General features: G+C 67.7%; 15 protein-coding genes. 8 read left to right on the top strand and 7 right to left on the bottom strand.

What is annotated here, in order from left to right; translation table 11 throughout:
* The first annotated feature begins 67 nt into the window (after positions 1–67).
* Positions 68–1,087: a biotin synthase BioB gene (bioB, locus tag NGK62_RS26040; RefSeq protein WP_251881072.1), complete on the top strand. Its 1,020-nt coding sequence runs from the start codon at positions 68–70 to the stop codon at positions 1,085–1,087.
* Positions 1,084–1,959: an EamA family transporter gene (locus NGK62_RS26035; RefSeq protein ID WP_165867922.1), complete on the top strand. Its 876-nt coding sequence runs from the start codon at positions 1,084–1,086 to the stop codon at positions 1,957–1,959. Before bioB ends, NGK62_RS26035 begins: the two co-directional genes overlap by 4 nt.
* Positions 1,960–1,975: 16 nt before the next feature.
* Here the strand turns inward: NGK62_RS26035 and NGK62_RS26030 are convergent, their stop codons facing one another.
* Entirely contained in the window at positions 1,976–3,358 is a 1,383-nt protein-coding gene (locus NGK62_RS26030) for an MFS transporter (protein WP_059380246.1), read from the bottom strand.
* Positions 3,359–3,444: 86 nt separating this feature from the next.
* Positions 3,445–3,948: a peroxiredoxin gene (locus tag NGK62_RS26025; RefSeq protein ID WP_054451571.1), complete on the bottom strand. Its 504-nt coding sequence runs from the start codon at positions 3,946–3,948 to the stop codon at positions 3,445–3,447.
* Between the two features lie 245 nt (positions 3,949–4,193).
* On the opposite strand from NGK62_RS26025, the gene NGK62_RS26020 reads away from it, so the two are divergent.
* Complete coding sequence (locus NGK62_RS26020) at positions 4,194–4,616, top strand: hypothetical protein (protein ID WP_118933850.1); 423 nt, start codon at positions 4,194–4,196, stop codon at positions 4,614–4,616.
* Positions 4,617–5,469: 853 nt separating this feature from the next.
* Here the strand turns inward: NGK62_RS26020 and NGK62_RS26015 are convergent.
* On the bottom strand, positions 5,470–6,348 hold the full coding sequence (locus NGK62_RS26015) for a dienelactone hydrolase family protein (RefSeq protein WP_251881070.1): 879 nt from the start codon (positions 6,346–6,348) through the stop codon (positions 5,470–5,472).
* 63 nt (positions 6,349–6,411) lie between these two features.
* Positions 6,412–10,080: a DUF748 domain-containing protein gene (locus NGK62_RS26010; protein WP_251881068.1), complete on the bottom strand. Its 3,669-nt coding sequence runs from the start codon at positions 10,078–10,080 to the stop codon at positions 6,412–6,414.
* 170 nt (positions 10,081–10,250) lie between these two features.
* On the opposite strand from NGK62_RS26010, the gene moaC reads away from it, so the two are divergent.
* From moaC to NGK62_RS25985, 5 genes are read left to right on the top strand one after another with little or no spacing between them, the layout of a single operon-like run.
* The gene (gene moaC, locus NGK62_RS26005) at positions 10,251–10,739 is read left to right on the top strand and encodes a cyclic pyranopterin monophosphate synthase MoaC (protein ID WP_042794830.1); all 489 of its coding nucleotides are present in this window, start codon (positions 10,251–10,253) and stop codon (positions 10,737–10,739) included.
* Complete coding sequence (locus NGK62_RS26000) at positions 10,720–10,971, top strand: MoaD/ThiS family protein (RefSeq protein WP_059377940.1); 252 nt, start codon at positions 10,720–10,722, stop codon at positions 10,969–10,971. The genes moaC and NGK62_RS26000 overlap by 20 nt, the downstream gene beginning before the upstream one ends.
* Before the next feature lie 5 nt (positions 10,972–10,976).
* Positions 10,977–11,444 carry a molybdenum cofactor biosynthesis protein MoaE gene (locus tag NGK62_RS25995; protein WP_059377938.1) on the top strand — a complete coding sequence of 156 codons (468 nt, stop codon included), beginning with the start codon at positions 10,977–10,979 and terminating at the stop codon, positions 11,442–11,444.
* A gap of 13 nt (positions 11,445–11,457) precedes the next feature.
* Complete coding sequence (moaB, locus tag NGK62_RS25990; RefSeq protein WP_251881066.1) at positions 11,458–11,979, top strand: molybdenum cofactor biosynthesis protein B; 522 nt, start codon at positions 11,458–11,460, stop codon at positions 11,977–11,979.
* Positions 11,980–11,982: 3 nt separating this feature from the next.
* On the top strand, positions 11,983–13,188 hold the full coding sequence (locus NGK62_RS25985; protein ID WP_251881064.1) for a molybdopterin molybdotransferase MoeA: 1,206 nt from the start codon (positions 11,983–11,985) through the stop codon (positions 13,186–13,188).
* On the opposite strand, the gene mobA is transcribed toward NGK62_RS25985, so the two are convergent.
* Genes mobA through NGK62_RS25970 form a run of 3 tightly spaced genes read right to left on the bottom strand, consistent with a single transcriptional unit; the run spans position 13,173 to position 15,998 of the window.
* Positions 13,173–13,787, bottom strand: a complete 615-nt coding sequence (gene mobA / locus NGK62_RS25980; protein WP_251881062.1) for a molybdenum cofactor guanylyltransferase MobA — start codon at positions 13,785–13,787, stop codon at positions 13,173–13,175. The genes NGK62_RS25985 and mobA overlap by 16 nt on opposite strands.
* Positions 13,780–14,883: a GTP 3',8-cyclase MoaA gene (moaA, locus tag NGK62_RS25975; protein WP_059377934.1), complete on the bottom strand. Its 1,104-nt coding sequence runs from the start codon at positions 14,881–14,883 to the stop codon at positions 13,780–13,782. Before moaA ends, mobA begins: the two co-directional genes overlap by 8 nt.
* A 35-nt stretch (positions 14,884–14,918) precedes the next feature.
* The gene (locus tag NGK62_RS25970; RefSeq protein WP_059377931.1) at positions 14,919–15,998 is read right to left on the bottom strand and encodes a substrate-binding domain-containing protein; all 1,080 of its coding nucleotides are present in this window, start codon (positions 15,996–15,998) and stop codon (positions 14,919–14,921) included.
* Positions 15,999–16,049 lie beyond the last annotated feature (51 nt).

Genomic DNA, 16,049 nt, shown 5'->3' with positions numbered 1-16,049 from the left:
CGATCCGCCGATCCTGCCCTTGCCCGACAAGCGGCGCGATCCCCGCAAGACCGAAAGGAGCCCATCCATGCAGACCGCCTACGTCCCCGTCCCGACCATCGCCAAGCCGGCCGCCGCCCCCGCCTGGAGCGCCGCCGACATCATGGCGCTCTTCGAGCTGCCGTTCATGGATCTGGTGTTCCGGGCGCAGCAGACGCACCGCGCCCACTTCGATCCGAACGCCATCCAGCTGTCCAGCCTGCTGTCGATCAAGACTGGCGGCTGTCCCGAAGACTGCGCCTATTGCCCGCAGTCCTCGCACTACGACACCGGCCTGGACGCCGACAAGCTGATGCCACTGGCGGACGTGGTGGCCGCGGCCCGCAAGGCCCAGGAAGGCGGCGCGCAGCGCTTCTGCATGGGCGCCGCCTGGCGCAGCCCCAAGCCGCACCACCTGGAGGCGGTGGCCGAGATGGTCAGCGCGGTGAAGGCCCTGGGCCTGGAGACCTGCGTCACGCTGGGCATGCTGCGCGAAGGCCAGGCCGAACAGCTCAAGAGCGCCGGCCTGGACTACTACAACCACAACCTGGACACCTCGCCCGAGTTCTACGGCAAGATCATTTCCACCCGTACCTACCAGGACCGGCTGGACACGCTGGACCGGGTGCGCGACGCCGGCATCAACGTGTGCTGCGGCGGCATCGTCGGCATGGGTGAATCGCGCCGCGAACGCGCCGGCCTGATTGCCCAGCTGGCCAACATGGAGCCTTATCCCGAATCCGTGCCGATCAACAACCTGGTGCAGGTGGAAGGCACGCCGCTGGCCGGCGTGGAAGCCCTGGACCCGTTCGAATTCGTGCGCACCATCGCCGTGGCCCGGATCGCCATGCCGCGCGCCGCCGTGCGCCTGTCCGCCGGCCGCGAAGCCATGGATGACGCGCTGCAGGCCCTGTGCTTCATGGCGGGCGCCAACTCGATGTTCTACGGCGACGCCCTGCTGACCACCGCCAATCCGCAGATGGAAGCCGACCAGCGCTTGCTGCAGCGCCTGGGCATGCGCATCGACGCCGCCCAGCACACGCACCACGACGCCACGGCATGCCGTTGACGCCCGGCCTCCTCTACCTGCTGGCCAGCGTCGCCTGCAGCGTCACCGTGGCCGTGCTGCTGAAGCTGGCGCGGCGCTACCAAGTGGACGTGCGCCAGGCCATCGCCATGAACTATGCGGTCGCCGCCCTGCTCTGCTGGGCCGTGCTGCGCCCGGACCCGGCGACGCTGCTGACCCCGCAAACGCCGTGGCTGGTGCTGGCCGCGCTGGGCGTGCTGCTGCCCAGCGTGTTCCTGGCGATGGCGGCGGCCGTGCGCCATGCCGGCATCGTGCGCAGCGACGCGGCGCAGCGCCTGTCCCTGTTCATCCCGCTGCTGGCGGCCTTCCTGCTGTTCGGCGAACCGGTAAGCGGCCGCAAGCTGGCTGCGACGCTGCTGGCCGCCAGCGCCTTGTATTGCCTGCTGCGCCGTGCGCCCCGCGTGCAGGCGCCGGGCGAGGACACGGTGGCCAACAGCCGCGCCATGTGGCTGTGGCCGCTGGTCGTCTGGGTGGGCTATGGCGTCATCGACATCCTGTTCAAGCAGATGGCGCGCGCCGGCACGGCTTTCGCGGGCGGGCTGCTGCTGGCCTTCCTCATCGCCGGGGTGTTGATGCTCTGCTACCTGCTGTGGCGGCGAGTGCGCTGCCAGCTTCGGCACCTGGCCGCGGGCGCGGCGCTGGGACTGGCGAACTTCGGCAACATCCTGACCTACATCCGCGCGCACCAATCGCTGCCCGAACATCCCGCGCTGGTATTCGCGTCCATGAACATGGGCGTGATCACGCTGGGCACGCTGGTCGGCGCGCTGGCTTTCCGCGAACCGCTGACCCGGCTGAACCTGCTGGGCATCGCGCTGGCCCTGGCGGCCATCGTGCTGATGGCGCCCTGGTAAGGGCGCCATCCCGGCCTCAGGTGCCGGTGCGCATCTGGCGTTCGTCTTCTGCGGCGTCGTCCGCCGTATCCTTGGCGGCGTCGCCTGGCGGTTCCGCGGCGGGCGGTTCGGCCGCCGCCACGGGCGCAACTTCGGGCTGCACCATTTCCATGGCGATGTCGGTGGCCGGATCCACGCGCGGATCCAGCACCGCCGCGGCGGGCGAGCTCTGCAGCGTGTCCGGCATGGGCACGAAATGCGTGGGCGCCTCTTCCACCTGATGCGCGCCGGTGACGCGGGTGGGACGCACCTGCCAGACCAGGATCAGGGCGCAGGCGGAAATGAAGACGTAGTACATGCTGGGGCCGGCCAGGGACATCAGCACCCCGGCGATCATCGGCCCGACACATGCCCCCACGCCGTAGGTCATGAGCAGCACGGCCGACAGGCTGACCCGGCGCTCGGATTCCACGTGATCGTTGGCGAACGCCGCGCCCAGCGGGTACAGCGTGAACTGCAGCACGCCGAAGACACAGGACATGGCGACCAGCGCCCAGTACGGCAGCACGATCCAGCCCCACATCACCACCGGCAGCAGCACCAGCAGCAGCGCGTTGAAGCGGATCAGCCCGGCGCGGTTGATGCGGTCGGACAGCCAGCCCATGGGCCATTGCGACAGCAGGCCCGCGGTCACCGCGGCGGCCACGAAGATCGCCGCCTGCGAGGTCGACAGGCCATGCTTGGCGCCGTAGACGGCCGCCAGGCCATAGAAAGCGCCGGAAAGGTTGCCGGCCACGAACAGCACCGTCATGGACAACGGCACGCGCCGCATGAAGAAGCGTATATCCAGCGGCGCCGGGAGCGGCGTGGGCGGGTGCGAACGCGCCGTGACGGCGATCGGCACCAGGCACAGCACCAGGCACATGGCCACCAGCGTCAGGGGCCGCAGGTCCAGCGTGGCATAGGCCGTCAGGGCCAGTTGACCCAGCACGGTGCCCAGGCCGGACACAACCATGTAGACCGAGAAGACGCGCCCGCGCTGGTGGTTTTCGGTCTGCTCGTTGAGCCAGCTTTCGATGACCATGAATTCGGTCACCATCACGATGCCCGAAATGACGCGGAACACCAGCCACAGCGGCATGGAGTCGACCAGCGTCTGGGCCAGGATCATGCTGGTGGCCACCGCCGCACAGGCGACGAACGCCCGGATGTGGCCCACCCGGATGATGAGTTTGTGCCCAAGGCGGGCGCCGCACACCAGGCCCAGGTAGTAGCCGGCGATCAGGGCGCCGATCCATACCTCGCTGACAGACTGCGCTGTCAGCCTGAGCCCCATATAGGTGTTGAACAGACCCGTGCCGATGAGCATCAGCAAGGTCGCGAAGTAAAGCGACGAAAAAGAGGAGATGGTGGCGAGCATGGCGTCGGCAACCGCTGCTGGCGGCAACGCAACAGGCCGCGAAAGCGGCCCGCTGCGCTAAGCGGTAAAACAGGAACTGCGTGGGATCAGACTTGCGACAGCATCGTGGCGGCGTCGCTGACTTCGAACTTGCCGGGGCCTTCGACGTTCAGCTGCTTGACCACGCCATCGACGATCAGGGCAGAGTAGCGCTGCGAGCGCACGCCCATGCCGCGCTGGATCAGGTCCAGCTCCAGGCCCAGTTCCTTGGTCCACAGGGCGGAACCGTCGGCCAGCATGCGGACCTTGCCTTCGGTCTTCTGCTCGCGGCCCCAGGCGCCCATGACGAACGCGTCATTGACCGACACGCACCAGATTTCATCGACGCCCTTGGCCTTCAGGGCCGCGGCCTGTTCCACATAGCCCGGCAGATGCTTGGCCGAGCAGGTGGGCGTGAAGGCGCCCGGCAGGGCGAACAACGCGATGGTCTTGCCGCGGGTCAGGTCGGCGACCTGGAACGCGTTGGGGCCCAGCGAGCAGCCGGCGGTTTCGGTTTCGATGAATTCGGTCAGGGTGCCGTCCGGCACGCGATCGCCGACTTTGATCGTCATGTAGATCTCCAGGAGGAATAGGGGCAATGCACTGGGGCAGGAGCGCCCCACAGGCTCCATCATAGTTCCTGCGCGGCCGCCTTGCTGGCCAGCCGGCGTCCGGGAAAGAAAGATGCACAGTCTGAAACGACTCCACACCATGGCTACACGGGCTCGAAACGGCTGATTGCCATAATGTTGTGGTTGCAATCACCGCCCGCGCACGCCGCGCTGCCGGCTGGCGGGCATCTAGCGGAGATTCATCGATGCGCAAGATCTTGACCGGCCTGGCCCTGACGCTGGCCTCGGCCACCACGGCCTGGGCGGCTCCCGATGCCGCCGAACAGGCCCAATACGACTCCTTCGTCATCGCCGCCGGCGCCTCCAACGGCGCCGCCCGCGCCTGCGGGGCGTCCGAACCCGACCTGGCCCAGCACCAGGCCACGGCCCGCAAGAACCTGCTGCAGTATGCGCAGGAATATGGCTTTTCTTCGGGCGGGTATGACGGCCTGTTCCAGAAGGGACAGGGCCAGGGGACGGCGATGATGGAAGAGATGAAGCGCTCGGGAGTGGATGGGTGCCGGGGGGTGCTGGGCGGGTTTCAGAACGAGAGGGTGATGGAGTATGAGGAGATGAAGAGGGCGTTGGCTGAGGTTAGTGATGGGTTGCCGGGGGAGAAGGCGCAGTAGGTTTTTGATGGGTCACGGTTCGGGTTCTTCAGACGCCAGTCGCGGCGGCGGGGCCGGAGGCGCGACTGGCTCTGCTGGTTGAAACTTCCCTGACCCTGGGACGAACGGTGTGCTTAGGGTTCTCGCCGCCGTTGGGGTATGGCGATGGATCTTGCGGGGCCCGCCCCCGGCCGGCCGCGCAGGCGGCCTCTGGGGGCTTACGCGGTGTCTTGCGATTCCCGATGGCGCTGCGCGCTGGTGAGGAGTGGTCTTGGATCTCACGAGCAGTTTTTCGTGGCGCCCATCAAAGCCCGTTGCCAGGTCAATCGCCACTTGAACTCCAATGCCGGATGGGTGGCGCGCGTACTGGTCTTCATGCGCAAACGGCTGCTCGCCGCGCGCCACCCATCACCACCCCTCCCCCCTTGACGGCGACGCCAGAAGAAATCCAATCGGCGCATGCGCGCCAGCGATCACAATCACACTTAAAACGATGACGTATGTATTAATCGGCCGCCCGCGCGGCCGATTAATACGGGCGTCCAAGACTCGCCCCCGACCACGGCTCCAGCAGCGCCGCAGCCCAAGACAGCGGCAGCCCGTCGGCGCGGGCGGCGTGGCGGCTCGCAACCTCGATGCGCCCGAGGGAATCTGAAGGAAAGGCCGCAGGCCTTGACGAAGATGACGACGGGGGGGGCCGCCGAGGCCAGTCCGGAGCGAACGCTCCGGACCGCAATCGTGGGCGCGAGCCGCCACGCCGCTCGCGACGACGGGCGACCTACGAAGACTCGGGGAACCTACGAAGACTCGGGGAACCTACGAAGACTCGTGCGAACCCATAGCGTCCAAGAAGACCCAAACGAACCTACGAAGATCAAAGCCCGTTCTGCTTGAACCAATCCAACATCCGCGTCCAAGCCTGCTCCGCCTCAGCCTTCCGATAAGAAGGCCGATAATCCGCATGAAACGCATGCGGCGCGTCCGGATACACATCGATCCGTGAAGCCTTCGCCGCCGCCGGCCCCTGCGCCAGCTCCAGCCGCATCTTGTCCACGTCGGCCATCGAAATCCCGGCGTCCTTGCCGCCATAAGCCCCCAGCACCTTCGCCTTCAGGTCATTCACCTGGCTCAGCACCGATTTGGGCTTCAGTTCCGAAGGCTGCCCGCCCAACTGGCCGTACCAGGCCGCGCCGGCCTTGAGCTTCGGGTTGTGGGCCGCGTACAGCCATACCTGGCGACCGCCCCAGCAGAAACCCACGATGCCCAGCCGGTCCGGATTGCCGCCGTTGGACGCGGCCCAGGCCGCGGTCGAATCCAGGTCGGTCATCACCTGAGCGTCCGGGACCTTGCCGATGATTTCCGCCTGCAGCTTCGGGATCTCGGTGTATTTGGACGGATCGCCCTGGCGCGCGAAAAGTTCGGGCGCGATGGCCAGATAGCCCTGGTGGGCCAGCCGCCGGCACACGTCCTGGATGTACTCGTGCACCCCGAAAATCTCCGACACCACCAGCACCGTGGGCAAGTCCTTCTTGCCCTTGGGCGCCGCGCGGTATGCCGGCATCTTGCCGTCCTTGACCGGGATGTCCACCTTGCCGGCCACGAGGCCGCTGGCGTCCGTGGTGATCGTGGTCTGCGCCACGGCCTGGCCGGCCGCCAGCGAAAACCCCGTCGCCACCGTGGTGGCCATGAAACCCCGCCGGTTCAGCCGCAAGGGCGGAAGCAGGCTGTCGAAGTGCGCGTCCTGGTCATTCATCGAGAATCTCCTGGCAAAAAGCTGGCAGGGGCGGCTGGGCGCCGCCTCCCGGACCAGCCTGGTTCACTTCAGGGAGAAGTCCACGCGCGAGGGTTGCCCCTCGTCCTTGATGCCATCCGCGTCCAGTTGCGGCGCAACGATGAACACGCGATCCGCGAGTCCTTCCTGGGCTTGCAGCTTCTCATACACCGCCTGCGCGCGCGCATCGGCCAGTTGGCGCAACTGCTCGTCGCCCACCGGCGCCACGCTGCGCAGCATCTCCTCCATCTGCGCCGCCGGCACTGACTTGGACATGCCGATGAAATTGCGAGGCTTGTCCTTGATGTCCGTGTCGTCGTAGACCTCTTCCAGATACTTGGCACGCTCCGCGCCCGAGACCTCGACGCCCGCCGGGTTCGGCTTCTTGCCGCGCGGCGTGGTGGCGGCGGCCTTGGCGGCGCGGATCTTGGCGTCGACCCAGGCCTGGCGCAGGCCTTCCATGTCGGTCTTGGGATCGGCGCGGCCGCTGATGTCCATCTTCAGCGCCGGACGGTCCGTCAACGCCTTGGTCAGCGTGTCGATGCGTTGCAGGCTGTCCTCGGTCAGCGCCGCGCTGCCCGGCGCGAATTCCACGTACGACAGCTCCTCGCCGCCGCCAAAGGCCGAGGCCAGCAGGCTGAAGGGCGAGGTAACCGCCTTGACCACCAGGTTCAGCAGCACGCGCACCACGATGCCGCCCACCGAGAACTCCGGATCGTCCAGCGAGCCGGAAATCGGCAGGTTGATGTCGATGTTGCCGCGCGAGTCCTTCAGCAAGGCCACGGCCAGCAGCACCGGCAGCTTGGTCGCGTCGGGGCTGTTGGTCTTGTCGCCGAAAGTCAGCTGGTTCAGCACCACGTGGTTGGTGGCCTGCAGCGCGCGGTCCTTGATCTTGTACTCCAGGTCCACCGAGAGCTTGCCGCGCTTGATGGGGTAGCCCACGTACTTGGCCGAATAGGTGTTGAAGCGCGGCAGGTCCACGCCCTTGGCCGAGGCCTTCAGGTCCAGCGACAGGTACTTGGCGAAAGGTTGCACCACGCCGCTGATCGACAGCGGCGCGGTGGTGTAGACGCGGCCGGTGACCTTGACCTTGGCGGGCTGGGGATTGGTGGACGACACCGCCGTGATCGAGCCTTCGATGCTGGACAGCTCAGCCACGTAGTTGGGCTTGACGAAGCGGTCCGTGAAGGTCATGCGGCCGCGGTTCAAGGTGACGCTGTTCACCGAGATGTCCGGCATGCCCCCGCCCCCCTTGGCGGCGGGCGCCGCGGGTGGCGGCGCGGCGCTGCGGCCGGGAGTCTGCGTGTCCTGGGTGATGGAGCCGCCGGCCTGGCCGGGAGCCGCCACCAGGTCCATGACGTTCAGGCGGCCTTGCGCATTGAGCAGCACGCGGCCGTAGAAATCCTCGAGCGCGATATCGCCCAGCTTGGCGCCGATCTTGTCGCCGGCCACCGAGATATCCATGCCGGTAAAGCCCAGGCGCTTCCAGTTCAGGAAGTCATCCTTGTTGACGCGGTCCTGCAGGTCCACGCCGGTGACTTCGACGCCGCCCTTCCAGCTGGCCTTCATCGGCGCCGAGCCGGCCGCGGCGGCAAACTCCGCATTGCCCTTGGCGCCCAGCGTGATGGCGCGCACCGTGGCATTCAGGCTGGAGGCCGCATAGGGCGCAAAGGACGCGACATTCAGTTCCGACAGGTCCACCGAGGTTTTCACCGTCAGCGGCTGCGGCGTGAATGCGCCCTTGAGATCGAGCTTGCCATTGCCCTGGATGCCGGCGGCGGCCAAGGTGAAATTGCTCTGGCCCGGACCCATGGCCAGGCGGTCCGCGGTCACGCGCAGGCTTTGCAGCGCGATGTCCAGGGCGGGCTTGAGGGATTCGTCGCGGGCCTTGAATTGCGTCAGGTCGGCCTGCACGGCGCTGGCCGATGCGTCCACCGCGCCGTTCGTTTCCTTCACGTGGACCTGCGCGCTGGCGGCCAGGCGGCCGTCCAGCAGCGTGATCGGCGCCGCATTGCGCACGGCCGGCGCCAGGGGCGCCAGCGCGATGTTGCCCAGGCGCACGCCGAGTTCCAGCGACAGCGGCTTCAGGACCAGCGGCCCCTTGGCGCGCAGCCAGCCGCCGTCGGTGCTGTTGTCCATGGTCAGCCACAAATTGATGGGCTGGCCGGACACCTGCGGCAGGGCCACGCCCTCGACCGTCGCGGCCAGGCCGGTCATCACGTAGTCCAGCTTGCTGACCGCGTCGGTGACATAGACCTCGCCTTCGTGCAGATTGAAAGCGTCCAGCTCGACCTTCCATTCGGCGGGCACGGGTGCAGGCGCAGGCTGGGGCGCGGCGGCGTCCGCGGCTGGCGTTCCTGCCGCAGCAGCCGTGGCGGAAGGGGCGGCGGGCGTACCCGCGGCGGGCGATCCCGCGGCGGGCGACCCCGCGGCGGGTGTACCGGCGGCGGGCGCTCCCGCAGCGACAGGGGCCGCGGCGGCTGCCGCTGGCGCAGCGCCCTTGGCGGCAGCGTCCGCCGTTGCAGCCGGCGCGCCCTGGGCCGGCGCAGCGGCCGTGCCAGCCTTGCCGTCCGCCTTGGCGGGATTCAGGCCGCTGGCCTTGCGCAGCTTGTCGGCCACCGGCGTGGCGGTCGGTTCCACGCCGCCCAATCGTTTCAACCCGGCAACCACGTCCAGCCAGTTCAGGTTGGCATTGGCGTAGCGGCGCACGTGGATCTGCGGCGCCCACAGGCCCACCTCGCCCACATAGGCGTGGCGCGCGATGGGTTCCAGTTCCAGGCGGGTGACGGTCAGCGCGCTCCAGGCGGCGAGATTTGCCCCGGCGGTGTCGCGCAGGTCCAGCCGCCGCAGGCCCAGGTCGCCGACCACGCGGATCTTGGGCGGCGCGTCCTTGGGCTGCTCGAACACCACTTGCAGGTTGGAATCCAGCAGCGCGCTTTCCACCTTGAACGGCAGCGGCATGGGCCAGACGTCCGCCCACTTTTCCAGCTGCAGGCCATTGAAGGCCACCCGCAGCGTGGACGAAGGCACCTTGTCGAAGGGGCGCGCCACGCCGTTCAGATCGAAGGGGCTGCCGTTGATGCGCAGATGCACGCGCGGCTGCACGTCGATGTCGGTGGCGTAGCCGAAGGTGGAGATGAACGGCACGCCCACGCCCAGCTCGTCGACCACCTGCTTGCGGCCGGTGACCTTGTCATCCAGCGTGATCGTGCCGTTCTCGATCACCATGTTGTTCAGCGAGAAGCGCGGCAGCCCTGCGTCCGGCTTGGGCGGTTCCTCGGGCTGGGCGGCCGTCAATTCGGCCACTCGTTGCTGAATATCAGAAAAATTGAAGCGCGTGACGTCCTCGCGGACGATGGCGATGTTAGGCTCGCGCAGCGTCATTCGATCGACGACCGGCGCAAACCAGAACAGGGAGGTCCAGGCCGCGCTGACGTCCAGCTCGGCCAGCGTCAAGAGCGGCGTCTGCGAATCGGGCTGGGCCACGGCCAGGTCGCGCGCGCGGACCGTCAGCGTGAAAGGATTGAAGCTGATGTCGCCGACGGAGACGTCCCGCCCGATCATCTTGGAGACGTCCTGCACCAGGACGTTGTGCAGCACTTTGGGGACTTGCCAGGCGGCAACCCCGAAAAGGACCAGTACGAATGCCGCAATACCCAGAAGAATCTTGCCGACCCGGCGGGTTAACCGAAGTTTGGGCATCCGCAAGGGCATTGCGCGTCTCCTGATACGTGTGAAGGACGAGCGTTTCCGTCCTTCTAATGACTACAGGCGCGATTATCGCGCCCCCTGCACCGCTCGTCTATCATAGGCGTATCGATGGGCCGATCCGGCCAGCCGGGACCGCCCTTTTCAATCATTAACAATTATCGCTCCCGATTCCCATGTCCACGCCCACCCCAACCTTGAGCCACCTGGATGAAGCCGGGCAAGTCCGCATGGTCGACGTCATCGCCAAGACGGACACCGAGCGCGTGGCGATCGCCACCGCCAGCGTGCGCATGAACGCCGTCGCCTATGGCCTCCTGACCCAGCCGGGCCAGGGCAAGGGCGAAGTCCTCAACACCGCCCGCGTCGCCGCCATCCTGGCCGCCAAGCGCTGCGCCGACACCATTCCGCTGTGCCACAGCCTGCCGCTGGCCTTCGTCGGCGTCGAGTTCGCGCTGGACGACGCCGAGCACCGCATCGACGTGCTGGCCACCTGCCGCACCAGCTACAAGACCGGCGTGGAAATGGAAGCCATGATGGCCTGCAGCGTCGCCGCGCTGACCATCTACGACATGTGCAAGGCTGCCGACAAGGGCATCGTCATCGAGCAAGTTCGCCTTAAGTACAAGGCAGGAGGAAAAAGCGGTGAATGGCGCAACGATTAATCTTCTCTACTTCGCGCGCGTGGCCGAACTGGTCGGCAAGCGCTCCGAAGCCTGGCCCCTGGAAGGCGAGTCCACCGGCGCGCAGCTGCTTGCCGCGCTGGGCGAACGCTACCCCCAGCTGGCGCCCTCCGCGCGCCTGAAGCTGGCCATCAACCAGACCCACGCCAAGCCGTCCGCGCCCATCCGGGCGGGCGACGAGGTCGCGGTATTCGAACCCGTCACCGGAGGTTGAACGCCATGATCAGCGTCCAGGAAGCCGACTTCGACGGCGCAGCGCTCACGGCCGCGCTGCGTGAGAGCGCCGGCCCGGGCGTGGGCGGCATCGTCACGTTCGTGGGCTATGTGCGCGACTACGCGCCCGACACGCCCACCGATACGCTCTTTCTCGAACACTATCCGGGCATGTGCGAACGCGAGCTGGAAGAGATCGCCGCGACCGCCCGCGCGCGCTGGAACCTGGCCGGCACGGTCATCGTGCACCGGGTGGGCGCGCTGCATCGCAACGCCCAGATCGTCTTCGTGGCGGCGGCCAGCGCCCATCGCGGCGACGCCTTCCGCGGCTGCGAATACATCATCGACGCGCTCAAGACGCGCGCGCCCTTCTGGAAGCGCGAGACCCTCGCGGGCGGCAGCAGCTTCTGGGTGGAGCAACGCCAATCCGACCAGGACCGCACGCAGTCCTGGGATGAAGACACCACCGTCTAGAAGAGGAGAATCCATGAGCGACGAAAGTCTTGTTTCGCTGGCCTGCGCCGTACTGACGGTCAGCGACACCCGCAGCGCGGGCGACGACACTTCCGGCAATCTGCTGGCCCACAGCCTTGCGCATGCCGGCCACCAGTGCGTGCGCCGCGACATCGTCAAGGACGACATCTACCAGATCCGCCGCATCATGAGCGACTGGATCGCCGATCCCGAAGTGCAGGTGATCCTGACCACGGGCGGCACGGGCTTCTCGCATCGCGACCACACGCCCGAGGCCATCATGCCCCTGCTGGACCGTGAAATCCCCGGCTTCGGCGAACTGTTCCGCCAAATTTCCTACACCGAGATCGGCAGCTCCACCATCCAGTCGCGCGCCTTTGCCGGCTCGGCCAATCAGACGCTGATCTTCTGCCTGCCCGGTTCCAACAACGCCTGCGAAACCGCTTGGGCGCAGATCATCCACGAGCAGCTGGACAGTAGCCACCGCCCCTGCAATTTCGCCACCCATTTCAAGCAACGCGAAGAAGACAACTGACCCATGCTGGATTTTGATCAAGCCCAGACCCTGCTGGCCAATGCCGCAGGGCCGCTGCAACGCAGCGAAGAGGTGAGCCTGGCCGATGCCGCCGGCCGCGTGCTGGCCGCCGATCTCGCCGCCACTGTGGACATACCGCCCGCCGACAACAGCGCCATGGACGGCTACGCGTTGCGCGTGGCCGACTGGGGCGCCGGCGTGCGCCTGCCCATCCAGCAGCGCTGCTACGCGGGGGAAATGCCGGAACCGCTCAAGCCCGGCCACGCCATCCGCCTGTTCACCGGCAGCCTGATCCCGGAAGGCGCGGATACGGTTGTGATGCAGGAAGACACCGCCGAAGCCGACGGCCAGGTGGAAATCTCGCGCGCGCCCAAGCCCGGCCAGCACATCCGCCGCCGCGGCGAAGACACCATGGCCGGCGCGCCGCTGCTGGCCGCGGGCACCGTACTTGAAGCCGCCCACGTGGCGCTGATGGCTTCGCAAGGCCTGGCCCGCGTGCGGGTCGTCGGCCAGTTGCGCGTGGGCATCCTGACCACCGGCGACGAGCTGGTGCTGCCCGGCCAGCCGCGCGCGGCCGAGCAGATCTACAACTCCAACGGCCCCATGCTGGCCGCGCTGGCGCGCGGCATGGGCGCCCTGCCGGTGCACGTGCTGCACGCCCGCGACACCGAGGCCGACCTGCAGGCCGCCTTCAAGACGCTGCTGGCCGATTGCGACCTGGTGGTGAGCGTGGGCGGCGTGTCGGTGGGCGAACGCGATCTGGTCAAGCCCGCGCTGGCCTCGCTGGGCGGCGAACTGGCGCTATGGAAGGTGCGCATGAAGCCGGGCAAGCCGGTGGCGCTGGCGCAGATCGACGGCAAGCCCGTGGTCGGCCTGCCCGGCAACCCCGTATCGGCCTACGCCGTGTTCACCCTGCTGGTGACGCCGCTGATGCGCCGCATGCAGGGCCGCGACACACTATTCCCGCCGACCAGCCTGCTGCCCCTGCGCACCGAGCATCCGCGTCAGGACAGCCGCGAGGAATTCCTGCGCGTGCAGCGCCGCCTGGCCGACGACGGCAGCGCCGAACTGGTGCCCTACGGACATCAGGGTTCCGGCGTGATCAGCTCGCTGCCCTGGGCGACGGGTCTGGCCCGCCTGCCGGCCGACGTGCAAGTGCAGGACAAGGACCGGGTCGCCTACTACGACCTGCGTCACTGGCTGGCATAGCGCTCGGCCCGCGCCAGTTCATCTGGCGTGTTGACGTTCATGAAGGCATCGGGCGCGTCATCGAAGCAGGCTTCGACCGCGCCCGTTCTCGCCTGCCACAGCCCCACCTTGCGGTCCCCGGCCCGCAGGTACGCCAGCAGATCGGGCAATAGCGACGTGCGCAAGGCCATGCAGGCCGAATGGCGCTGTCCGTCCGCCACCGCATAGGCCATGGGCGCATTGGCCGACTCGGCCGCGCGCACCAGGCGCGCCGCCAAGTCCGCGGGCAGGAACGGCGTGTCGCAAGGCGCCACCACCAGCCAGGCCTCCCGCTGCGCGGCCGCCAAGCCCGCGGCGATACCCAGCAGCGGCCCTTGCCAGGCGCCCAGATCGGCTTCGCCGTCCCGCACGACGTCGCCGTAGCGGGCATAGAGATCCAGATGACGGTTGGCGCTGACGATCAGGCGCGACACCTGCGGCGCCAGGCGGCGCGCCACGTGCGCCACCATGGGCTCGCCGCGCAGCACGACCAGGCCCTTGTCCTGCCCGTGCATGCGCGCGCCCTGGCCGCCCGCCAGGATCAGCCCCGCAATTCCCTTGCTGGCAGGCGCTTCAGCCACCGATGTAGCTCATCTCGATCTTGCGCGCAGGATCAGCCATGTTGCGGCCGCGCAGCTCGGAATAATGGTCGTTGCGCCCCGCCCAGATGCCCGCGATGATGGCGGCGAGCTCGGCATCGCTGGCGCCGTCGCGCAGCGGCGCGCGCAGGTCGTAGCCGTCGTGCGCGAACAGGCACAGGAAGAGCTTGCCTTCCGGCGACAGGCGCGCGCGCGTACAGCCGCCGCAGAAGGCGTGCGTGACGCTGGAGATGACGCCGATCTCGCCGCCGCCGTCCAGGTAGCGCCAGCGTTCGGCCACCCGGCCCATTTCGCCGCTGGCCACGGGTTCCAGCGGATAGGCCGCGCCAATGCGGTCCAGCACTTCCTGGCTGGGCACCACTTCGGCAAGATTCCAGCCGTTGGTATTGCCCACGTCCATGTATTCGATGAAGCGCAGGATGTGGCCGGAATGGCGGAAGCGTTCGGCCATGGGCAGGATCTGCCCGTCGTTCAGGCCGCGCCGCACCACCATGTTGACCTTGACCGGCGCAAGCCCGGCCTCGGCCGCGGCGTCCACGCCTTGCAGCACGTCGTCGGGCGTGAAGCCGCTGTCGCTCATGCCCTGGAACATGGCCGGGTCCAGCGCGTCCAGGCTGACGGTGACGCGCGTAAGGCCGGCGCTCTTGAGGGCCGCGGCCTTGCGCGCCAGCATGCTGCCGTTGGTGGTCAGGGTCAGGTCCAGCGGACGGCCGGCGGGGGTGCGCAGGTCGGCCAACTGGCCCACCAGGTTCTCGATATGCTTGCGCAGCAGCGGCTCGCCGCCGGTCAGGCGGATCTTCTCCACGCCCAGTTGCGTGAAGATGCCGGCCAGGCGGCTGATTTCCTCGAAGGACAGCAGCGCCGAATGCGGCATGAAGGTGTAGCTGCTATCGAAGACCTCGCGCGGCATGCAGTAGGTGCAGCGGAAGTTGCAGCGGTCCGTGACCGAGATCCGCAAGTCGCGCAGGGGACGCGCGCGCTGATCCAGCGCGGGCTGTCCGTGCGGCGGAAGTTCGCCGGGCGCCAGCGGGGCCAGCGGCCCGCTGCGGCGATCGGCAAGAAAGATCACTTTGCTCATGGGAGCATCATATCCCGGCGCATCGCGTTTCGCGCTCATGGAAAGGCCTCCTGCAACGACTGCAACCGGCCGGTGTCGCGGGCGTCGTAGCCCGCCAGCTGGCCGACGTAACCGACGTAGTCCGGGCTGCGCATGATGGACAGCAGGTCGCGCATGGCCGGCGTCTCCAGCGAGGACTTGCGGATGGCGAAGAAATAGCGCTCCCGCACCAGCGGAATGAAGTCCAGTCCGAAGCGGCAGGCGGCCGTTTCCACCCCCACGCCCGTATCGGCCATGCCGCTGGCGATGTGCGCGGCGATGGCCATATGGGTGAATTCATTGGTTTCGTAGCCCTGGACCTCGCTGATCGAGACCCCCGCCCGCTGCAGCATCAGGCCTACCAGATAGCGCGTGCTGGAGCCGATCTGGCGGTTGACGAAACGCACGTCGGGCCGCGCCAGGTCGGCCATGCCGCGTATGTGCTTGGGATTGCCGGCGGTGACGAACAGGCCGGCATTGCGCACCGCCAGGTGGATCAGCATGTACTCGTCCGCATGCAGCCATTGGGCGTAGCGCTCCATGATGGGCGCTTCGAAATCGCCCAGCGGCACCTGGAAGCCCGCCAGGTCGCACTCGCGCCGCTCCAGCGAGGCCAGCGCCTCGATGGCGGTGCGGTAGCGCAGTTCCAGGCCCGGCTTGCGGTTGCCCATGTGCTGCATCAGCGACTCCACCGCGAAGCCGTGGCTGGCGTGCAGCCGCAGATGCGGGCCGCTCTCGGGCAGCAGGCGCTCCAGCTCTTCCTGCAGTTCCGAAGCCATGCTGTCCAGCGTGGGCATCAGCCGGGCCTCGATGCGGCGGTTGGCCCACAGCAGGCGCTGCGCGAACGGCGCCAGCTGCGTGCCTTGCCGGCGGTTGGTGATGAGCAACTGCGTGCCGAAGATGGCCTCGAAACGGCGCAGCACGCCCCAGGCATGCCGGTACGACAAGCCACAGGCGCGGCAGGCCCCGGCAATATTGCCAGTGGCGTCAATGGCCGACAGCAGCGCCAGCATGTCCTGCAATGGCACCGGCGCCTGGTCGTCGTCTCCGCCCAGAGTCCATTGCGGCCGCAGGCCGATACGGAACTTATATGTCATTTATTTCTTATTGAAGACGGTGAATTACCCCGTTAGAGTACACAAATAATG

It is taken from the genome of Achromobacter sp. Marseille-Q4954, from assembly GCF_943737025.1.
Taxonomy (GTDB): Bacteria; Pseudomonadota; Gammaproteobacteria; order Burkholderiales; family Burkholderiaceae_B; genus Achromobacter; species Achromobacter bronchisepticus_A.
The sequence above is the reverse complement of the archived record's forward strand: the minus strand, read 5'-3'. Positions and strand labels throughout refer to the sequence as shown.